Raw genomic sequence first — 9387 nt, 5'->3', positions numbered from 1 at the left:
CTGTACTTGAGTACGGCAAGGCGACGTTGACGTGGTTTGAATTTGATTTTCGAAGAGTATTAAATCTAGTTTTACTAGATTCACTGACTCTATCTATTTATTCGCAAAATAGACGAAAAAAAACTGAGAATCATCTCAGGCTTGGTCATTAAATCTTTTTCTCAATACTGAAAAGTGGAGAAAGTGGGCGTTTTTCATGGATACGTACAATAGCATCACCTAGGAGATGAGCGATTGAAATCTGCTCAATCTTATCAATCAAACGCTCTTCTGGCAGATAGATGGTATCCAAAACAACCAATTTCTTAATAGCTGATTTTTGGATATTGTCCATAGCAGGACCAGAAAGAACTGGATGCGTACAGCTTGCATAGACTTCAACAGCACCAGCTTCCGCAAGGGCATCTGCCGCATGACAAATCGTTCCAGCAGTATCAATCATATCATCAATCAAGATACAAGTCTTGCCTTCTACCTTACCGATGATGTTCATGACTTCACTGGTATTCATCTTATCAACGCTACGACGTTTGTCGATAATAGCGATAGATGTTTTCAAAAATTCTGCCAACTTACGGGCACGAGTCACCCCTCCATGGTCTGGACTGACAACCACATAGTCAGAACCAACCATGCCACGACGCTCAAAATAATCCGCAATCAGAGGAGCTCCCATCAAATGATCCACAGGAATATCAAAGAATCCTTGAATCTGCGCAGCATGCAAGTCGATTGTCAACAAACGATCCACTCCAGCTACTTCAAGCATATTTGCGACAAGTTTTGAAGTGATTGGCTCACGCGCTCTCGCCTTTCTATCCTGACGTGCATACCCATAGTAAGGCATGACAACATTGACAGATTCTGCACTCGCACGCTTCAAAGCATCCACCATAATCAAAATTTCAAGCAGATTGTCATTTACAGGCGAGCTAGTTGATTGTAGGATAAAGACGTGTTTCCCACGGATTGATTCTTCGATGTTGACCTGAATCTCTCCATCTGAAAATTGGCGAACACTTGATTTCCCCAACTCTATCCCAATCTCCTGCGCCACACGTTCTGCCAATTCTTTATTAGAAGAAAGGGCAAACAGCTTTAAATCAGAAAAAGACATGATTTCCTCCGGTATATATGTATCGCTTGTGCTTTTCACAAGATTTTTCCATCTACCATTGTAGCGCTTTTTACACTATTTTTCAATCAAAAATAAAAGAAGGGCACCATATTTGTACCCTTGCATCATTCTTTTGAAAAATATTCTAGTTTATCAACTCATCGTTCTTATCAACAAAGCGATAAGCCTGATAAAAACCATAGAGAGTAATAGCTGTAACCACTGGAATCGCTAAAGGCAACTCTGTCTCCAACTCTACAAAAGGCGAGTTAAATAAGAAGTGAGTTCCCAAGGCTAAACCTAGGAAAATAAGCCCCTCTTTCTTGCCAACCTTCTGTCCTTTATAGGCTCTGTAAAGCAAGTAAACACCTACTACAGCCAGACCTGAAAAAGTCCAGTGAGAGGCAATTCCTGAGATGATACGCTCTAAAATCCTTGAAATAGTAAAGTCAAACCCCTCTGGCAAATCCGTACGAATGTAGCCAATATCCTCAATCATTTGAAATCCCAAACCAGAAGCAATCCCTAGTAAAAACAAAGATTTGAATTTTCGCACAGGAATCAAAGCCAAAACGAAAACAAGTGGCAACAATTTCAAGGGTTCTTCTACCAAAGGAGCCACAATAGCACTTTCAAAGACATTTAAAAATGCACTATCTGGGAAAAGAATACCCAGCAAATCATGGATATAGGTATTAGCAAAGCTAGATAACCAGCCCGAAAGGAACATCCCACCCAATAAAGACAAAATCAAGAACTTCTTTGGCAATTCCCATTTTTTCCCAATATGGAAAAGGAAATAAAGAGCCGGAATCATGTAAAAGAGAGCTAGAAAGATAGAAACTCCCATTAGTCCATATTCCGCAGCTGACATAGAGCCGTCAGTATAGTAGATGGTTTCATACTGTAAACCAATACATAGCAATAAGATAAAAATAAATAAAATACTATTTTTCTTCATACACTTTCTTTCTAAATAAAGTATTTATAATTCTACGACTGTCATACTTCCTGTATCCACATCGTAAATAGCACCAGAGATAATGACATCGTCTGGTATTAAGGGAGATTCGATAAGGGCTTGCATATCCTCTCGCACACTCTCCTCTATATCTTGGAAGGGCAAGAAGTCTTGGTCTGACACGTCGACACCCAGTTCCTCTTTCAAATACTCCTGAAAAGGACCATTTTCAAAGGTCTGAGCACCACAGTCTGTATGGTGCAGCACCACAATCTCTCTTGTCCCCATCTGTTGCTGGGAAATAACTAGCGAACGAATCATATCCTCCGTCACTCGACCACCCGCATTCCGCAAAATATGAGCATCTCCCAGAGCCAACCCAAGAGCTGACGCAACGTGTAAACGCGAGTCCATACAAGTTACGATTGCAACCTTGGTCTTTGGTTTGATTGATAAATGAAGATCTCCATGCAGTTCTACATAGGCTTGATTGGCTTTTAAAAAATTTTCAAAATAGGACATGACAACTCACTTTCTAGTCTACCAGATAATTTGAACACCAAATTATTCATCTCCTATCTTACCATCTTTTCTTTGTCTTGTCAGTTGTCAACCTTCATATAAAAAAACTGGGACAGAGACATCCAGCTTCTAGCTTGGGCTTCTGTCCTAGTTTTATTTTTATGAACCTTTTTGGATATACTTATTGAGCGATCCTGCAAAGCTCTGAAGATTGAGACTTTGTACGTAGACCTCACCAGTTCCTCGGAAGGTGTTAACCACTCCTTCACCTGTACCAATAGACTGCCAGAAGCTATTTTCTAAGTGGATATTATAGTCCAAAGATTGACTCCAAGCCACCACATGGGCATTGTCAATGGTTATTTCTTGGTTTTGTAGCTCAATTTTCTTGATAGAGCCAAAAGCATTGGCCAAGAGAGTTCCCTGGCCTTGGGTAGTCATCACAAAGAGACCGCCTTGCCCTCCGAACAGAGCTTTACCAATAGACTGACTCTCCATAGTATAGGAAGCTGTACCATCCAGAGCTAGAAAAGCCCCATCATTCAGTCGATATTGTTTTTCACCTAGTTCAAGAGCAATTACTTGCCCAGGAGTATCTGGTGCTAGAGCAAGGTTCCCGTTATCAGACTCTGCTACAGCTTGAGTAATGAAGGTGCTTTCACCAGAAACCATTGAACGTCCTACAGCTTTAACAAAACGTCCCAAACCTGAACCGCTAGCATTGAGTTGGGTATTGAGACTTACGTTAGGCGTGTGGTAAACCATACTACCTCGCTGGATATAGACGGTTTCTCCTTGATTGAGTGACAGCTCTACCAAAGGAAATTGCATATGACTGTCCATAGAAAATTTCATCAGAAATTCCTCCTTATTTTTAATAAATGTTAGCAATAAAATAATTAATCATCTAAAACTGACCATAACGATTAGGAGAATGCTTTTTTCAAAACTTCCTGAATCGTTGTCACTCCAATAACTTGAATTTCCTTGGGTGGAGTGATTCCTGTTAAGGAATTCTTAGGTACATAAATCTTAGTAAAACCCAGTTTAGCAGCTTCGTTGATGCGCTGCTCGATACGATTCACGCGCCGAATCTCTCCTGTCAAGCCCAGTTCGCCTACAAAACATTCCTGAGGATTAGTTGGCTTGTCCTTGTAGCTCGAAGCAATGGCAACTGCAACGGCCAAGTCTATCGCAGGTTCATCCAATTTGACACCGCCAGCAGATTTGAGATAGGCATCCTGATTTTGCAAGAGAAGACCTGCCCGTTTTTCCAAAACAGCCATAATCAAACTCGCACGATTAAAATCAAGTCCTGTCGTCGTGCGCTTGGCGTTCCCAAACATGGTCGGTGTCACCAAAGCCTGAACCTCTGCTAAAATTGGACGCGTCCCTTCCATAGTCACAACGATTGACGAACCAGTCGCCCCATCCAAACGCTCTTCTAGGAAAACTTGACTCGGATTGAGGACCTCAACCAAACCGCCCGACTGCATCTCAAAAATCCCAATCTCATTTGTTGAACCAAAACGGTTTTTGACCGCTCTCAGAATACGGAAGGTATGGTGACGCTCCCCTTCAAAGTAAAGTACCGTATCTACCATGTGCTCCAACATACGAGGACCGGCCAAGGTTCCTTCCTTGGTCACATGCCCTACGATAAAGATGGCAATGTTATTGGTTTTGGCCAGCTGCATAAGTTCAGCCGTTACCTCACGCACTTGAGAAATAGACCCCTGCACCCCTGAAATCTCAGGAGACATGATGGTTTGAATGGAGTCGATGATGAGAAAGTCTGGCTGAATTCTTTCTACCTCTGCGCGAACGCTCTGCATATTGGTCTCTGCATAGAGATAAAACTCGCTATCAATATCACCCAAACGCTCTGCACGTAGTTTAATCTGCTGGGCAGACTCCTCCCCGCTGACGTAGAGAACCGTACCCACTTGGGACAACTGGGTTGAGACTTGTAGGAGAAGGGTTGATTTTCCAATCCCAGGATCCCCACCGATGAGGACGAGACTTCCTGGTACCACTCCTCCCCCAAGTACACGGTTGAATTCCTCCATCTCCGTCTTGGTTCGATTGACATTGATGGAAGTCACCTCAGCCAGTTTCATGGGCTTGGTTTTCTCACCTGTCAAGGACACACGCGCATTCTTGACCTCAGCAACCTCAACCTCTTCTACAAAAGAAGACCAAGATCCACAGTTGGGGCAACGTCCCAGATATTTAGGGGAATTATACCCACAATTTTGACATACAAATGTCGCTTTTTTCTTTGCGATGATAAACCTCTTTCTATATCTCTAACTCACACTCAATCACTTGGCAAAAATCAATCTTCTCATTTGGCACAAACTGACGCATGAGCATTCGATGAGAAACAACTACCACAGTTTGATGCTCCCGATACTTAGCCATGCATTCTAGAAAACGAGACTTCATTTCCGTAGCTGTCTCATATTGAACAGGAGAATTTGGGAGCAACTCCCCATTATTTTCTAAAAATAGTCTTCTAGCTTCTTCAAATCTATCTATGCCACTTTCATAGACCTGCCATTCATGCAATAATGGCTCCACTCTCAAAGGAAGTCCCGTAGCACAAGCCACATAAGAAGCCGTTTCTAAAGCTCTTGTGACTGCAGAAGATACGATTATTTCAGCTGAAGGAAGCAAGGGATTTTTGCTCAGTTTCTGGGCTTGTTGCCGTCCCTTCTCAGACAAGGGTGCCAAATCTATCCCAAATCCCGTATAAGAACGCTCCTCTAACTCACAATAATCTGGCTCCCCGTGACGTACAAAGATAATTTTCATCCTAGTGACCAGTTGAGCCAAATCCACCAGTTCGAACGCCATCAGCCGCATCTCCATCTGCAATTAAGAAAGGAGCAAAGATAGCCTGGACAACACGTTCTCCAACTTCAAGAACAACTTCTTGATCTGTAATATTCTTCATCTGAGCAAAAATATGCCCTTCATTCCCAGGATTTCCATAATAATCCCCATCAATGACACCTACAGAGTTAATCAAGACCAAGCCCTTCTTACGAGGATTTGAAGAACGATCATAGAGGTAGAGAACCTCAGTCGGCTGCATATAAGCCTTAACCCCTGTCGGAACCAAGACAATCTCTCCTGGCGCAATAACTGTGCGCACTGCAACCTTTAAGTCATAACCAGCCGCATGCGCTGTCTCACGCTTAGGCAATAAATTTTCATCTGTAAAACTAGAAACCAATTCAAAACCACGAATTTTCATCATCTTCTCTTTTCTATTATCATTTATTCTAGATTATTCTATCTTATTTATTCGGAAAAAGCACGAAAAAAAGAGCACACAATTCAAATCGCTTAGGGCTGCTGGATTCCTCCCCTGACCCGCTTCACGCAGAACTGTTGCTCCACTATTTATTATATCACATTCCTATTCATTTTAAAAGCAAAATTATTTTTTCCGTCTATTTCTAAAAAAGTCCTGCATAATAGCTGCGCATTCATCTTCCAAAATTCCCGTTTCAACCTCCACACGATGATTGAGACGCTCATCTGTCAAGATATCATACAAACTCCCAGCAGCACCAAATTTCTGATTTTTAGCCCCATAGACCACGTTTGGAATACGGGCGAGTCCAATCGCCCCACTACACATGACACACGGCTCAATGGTCACAAAAAGCGTGCAATCCAGCAAGCGCCAGCTCTCCTCACTCAGGTTCGCATTCTCTATAGCCATAATTTCCGCATGCATAACCGCTCGTTGCAACTCCTCACGAGCATTATGCCCACGACCAATGATTTCTCCATCCTTGACAATCACACAACCAATTGGAATTTCATCGTGTTCAAGAGCAATCTCAGCCTCTCTCAAAGCTTCCCTCATAAAGACTTCTTTTTCTTCAACTGTATAATTCATCAATTTCCCTTTTACTACTTATCGATTTTATTATTATATCATGAATCCCAAGACAAAAAAAGCCACCGAATGCGGTGACTTTATAGGGAGATTATTATGAAAAAGAAAAGTTTAGGATATTTGTTACAACAAGTTAGGAGGTCTTCTTGTAACTGTCTATAGTATACCCGACCTATCTTAAACAAATCTTAAAAATCTCTTACGACCAAACACTTTCTAAAATATTTGTTTGTTCACGACCAGGACCTACTGAGAAAGTAGAAATACGAACGCCAACCAATTCACTCACACGACGAACATAGTTACGCGCATTCTCAGGAAGATCTTCCAAATTACGAACTCCGGTAATATCTTCTGACCAACCTGGCAACTCTTCATAGATAGGCTTGCAACGTTTCAATTGCTCAAGACTAGCTGGATAGTAGTCAATACGTTGACCGTCAAGATCATAGGCCACACAGATTTTCACTGTATCTAAACCACTCAAAACATCGATAGAGTTCAATGAAAGATTAGTGATACCAGAAACACGACGACTATGGCGCATCACAACTGAGTCAAACCAACCCACACGACGTGGACGACCAGTTGTTGTACCATATTCATGACCCACTTCACGGATACGTTCTCCCACTTCATCAAACAACTCCGTTGGGAATGGACCGTCTCCTACACGACTCGTATAGGCTTTACATACACCTACAACCTTGTCAATCTTACTTGGACCAACACCTGAACCAATCGTAACACCACCAGCCACAGGGTTTGATGACGTAACAAATGGATAGGTCCCTTGGTCAATATCGAGCATGACACCTTGTGCCCCTTCAAAAAGAACACGTTTACCGTTATCAAGCGCATCATTCAAAATAACAGATGTATCTGTCACATATTTCTTGATTTGTTGACCATATTCGTAATATTCTTCAAAAATATCATCGAAATCAATCGCTTTACTGTCATACAATTTTTCAAAAAGACGATTCTTTTCAGCAAGGTTACGCTCTAAACGCTCACGGAAAATATCTTTATCCAAAAGATCGGCAATACGAATTCCAACACGAGCAGCCTTGTCCATATAAGCTGGACCAATTCCCTTAATTGTAGTACCAATCTTATTGTCGCCCTTAGCTTCTTCTTGCAAACGATCCAACTCGATATGATAAGGCAAAATAACATGCGCGCGATCAGAAATACGCAAGTTATCAGTTGTAACGCCTTCTTCATGAAGGTAGCTCAACTCTTTTACAAGAGATTTAGGATTTACAACCATTCCATTCCCAATAACAGAGATTTTTTCAGGGAAGAAAATCCCAGATGGAATCAAGTGCAATTTAAACTTCTTACCATCAATCACAATCGTGTGACCTGCATTATCACCACCTTGGTAGCGCGCAATCACTTCCGCATTCGCTGAAAGGAAGTCAGTAATCTTCCCTTTACCTTCATCACCCCATTGGGTACCTACAACAACAACTGAAGTCATAATCTTGTCTGAGCCCTCAGGCTCTTCCTTTCTCACATACATGGCAGGACTCTCACCTGCAATTATATCCTACAATTTATTATAAGAAAAAATCGCCTTTTTATCAAGAAGAAACAATAGAAAGATTTGCTATTTCCAACTATTAAAAAATGATTTAGAAAAATTACCAGCTATTTGTTATTATCTTTCCATAAAAAAGTAAATTTGTTCGGAAATTTACTCAAAAAACTCAACAAGAAATAAAAACTTGTTTCATTATCAATTTTTCAAGATACAAACGATAAGCAACACGATAATGGTAAACAATAAAATCCCGATGATTCCCAATGCTATATCGGAAAAGATAATAAATCAAAAATTTAAAATGAAAATGTTCCCAATCAAAATGATCACCGAAGAACGTACCATACTCTTCTTCAATATTTCTATAAAAATCCGCCATCTGCTCATAAATTTTTTGTAACATAATCAAAACTCCTTTTCTTTTTTATGAACTTATTCTAACAAAAAATTTTACACATTCACTATCAATTCCTGAATTGTCAAAATACAAACCTCAACAAGATAACAAATAGGAAAAGTTGACAGGATAGGAACAAATTTACTACCTAAATTAGACTATTATAAAGACCTTATTAACTGCATTAAATACTAAAAGAGACTGAGGTAAAAATCTTAAAATAAGAAAAACGCATAGTATCAGATTTTCAGACTATCTTTAAATTCTTTCTCAAGGAAAAAGATAAAATCATCAACGCCTTCAAATCGTTCTATTTCGTCTGATGGTCAAGTCTTATAAAGAGATTATAGAGCCTCTAGACTGTAATCAAACAACGATTTGGCGAAATGTAAAAAAATATGAGGAATTAGGACTCGACTCTCTCCTTCAAGAAACACGTGGTGGTCGTAACCATGCATATATGACTGTTGAGGAAGAGAAAGCCTTTCTTGCCCGTCATTTGAGGGCTGCAGAGGCAGGAGAATTTATTACAATTGATGCCTTATTTCAGGCTTATAAAAAGGAGTTAGGTCGTTCCTACACACGTGATGCCTTCTATCAACTGTTGAAACGCCATGGTTGGCGAACGGTTACTCCTCGACCTGAACATCCCAAGAAGGCAGACGCTCAAACCATTGTCGCGTCTAAAAATAAAATCTCAATTCAAGAAGACAAGAAAGCGTTTTAAATACAGTAGACGTTTTCGTAAGGTTCGCTTGATATACCAAGATGAGGCTGGTTTCGGTAGAATCAGTAAACTGGGATCTTGTTGGGCTCCAATGGAAGTACGTCCACATGTAAATAGTCACTATATACGAGAATTTCGCTATTGTTATGGGGCAGTAGATGCTCAGACAGGAGATTCCTTCTTCCTTATTGCTGGAGG

General features: G+C 40.7%; 10 protein-coding genes, 1 other RNA gene and 1 pseudogene. 1 reads left to right on the top strand and 11 read right to left on the bottom strand.

All coding sequences use genetic code 11. The features are described 5' to 3' along the window. Positions 1-148: 148 nt before the first annotated feature. The 11 genes from ADI86_RS05240 to comW all read right to left on the bottom strand — a co-directional run bounded on the left by ADI86_RS05240 (position 149) and on the right by comW (position 8468). A complete protein-coding gene (locus tag ADI86_RS05240; RefSeq protein ID WP_000010158.1) occupies positions 149-1117 on the bottom strand; it encodes a ribose-phosphate diphosphokinase in 969 nt (322 codons plus the stop codon). 145 nt (positions 1118-1262) lie between these two features. Further along, positions 1263-2078 carry a PrsW family intramembrane metalloprotease gene (locus ADI86_RS05235; protein ID WP_049532060.1) on the bottom strand — a complete coding sequence of 272 codons (816 nt, stop codon included), beginning with the start codon at positions 2076-2078 and terminating at the stop codon, positions 1263-1265. A gap of 24 nt (positions 2079-2102) precedes the next feature. Next, positions 2103-2600 (bottom strand): beta-class carbonic anhydrase, encoded by a 498-nt coding sequence (locus ADI86_RS05230; RefSeq protein ID WP_049532059.1) that lies wholly within the window; start codon positions 2598-2600, stop codon positions 2103-2105. Between the two features lie 159 nt (positions 2601-2759). Then, positions 2760-3455, bottom strand: coding sequence for a TIGR00266 family protein (locus tag ADI86_RS05225; RefSeq protein WP_000672726.1), 696 nt, complete (start codon positions 3453-3455; stop codon positions 2760-2762). 71 nt (positions 3456-3526) lie between these two features. Then, positions 3527-4888, bottom strand: a complete 1362-nt coding sequence (radA, locus tag ADI86_RS05220) for a DNA repair protein RadA (RefSeq protein WP_080983179.1) — start codon at positions 4886-4888, stop codon at positions 3527-3529. Positions 4889-4901: 13 nt separating this feature from the next. Continuing rightward, positions 4902-5459, bottom strand: a complete 558-nt coding sequence (locus tag ADI86_RS05215) for a histidine phosphatase family protein (protein WP_162489316.1) — start codon at positions 5457-5459, stop codon at positions 4902-4904. After that, complete coding sequence (locus ADI86_RS05210) at positions 5419-5862, bottom strand: dUTP diphosphatase (RefSeq protein WP_020900461.1); 444 nt, start codon at positions 5860-5862, stop codon at positions 5419-5421. The genes ADI86_RS05215 and ADI86_RS05210 overlap by 41 nt, the downstream gene beginning before the upstream one ends. A gap of 56 nt (positions 5863-5918) precedes the next feature. Further along, positions 5919-6016, bottom strand: an RNA gene (gene ffs, locus ADI86_RS10735) — signal recognition particle sRNA small type. A 32-nt stretch (positions 6017-6048) separates the two neighbouring features. Beyond that, a complete protein-coding gene (tadA, locus tag ADI86_RS05205; protein ID WP_001110112.1) occupies positions 6049-6516 on the bottom strand; it encodes a tRNA adenosine(34) deaminase TadA in 468 nt (155 codons plus the stop codon). 199 nt (positions 6517-6715) lie between these two features. Beyond that, complete coding sequence (locus tag ADI86_RS05200; protein WP_004237599.1) at positions 6716-8002, bottom strand: adenylosuccinate synthase; 1287 nt, start codon at positions 8000-8002, stop codon at positions 6716-6718. A 229-nt stretch (positions 8003-8231) separates the two neighbouring features. After that, positions 8232-8468, bottom strand: coding sequence for a sigma(X)-activator ComW (gene comW, locus ADI86_RS05195; RefSeq protein WP_049532057.1), 237 nt, complete (start codon positions 8466-8468; stop codon positions 8232-8234). A gap of 283 nt (positions 8469-8751) precedes the next feature. Between comW and ADI86_RS11085 the strand changes: the two are divergent. Then, a pseudogene (locus ADI86_RS11085) lies at positions 8752-9387 on the top strand (IS630 family transposase); the annotation flags it as partial.

The organism is Streptococcus pseudopneumoniae (assembly GCF_001074975.1).
Classification (GTDB): domain Bacteria; phylum Bacillota; class Bacilli; order Lactobacillales; family Streptococcaceae; genus Streptococcus; species Streptococcus pseudopneumoniae_D.
Note: the sequence above shows the minus strand (reverse complement) of the source record. Positions and strands in the feature narration are given on the sequence as shown.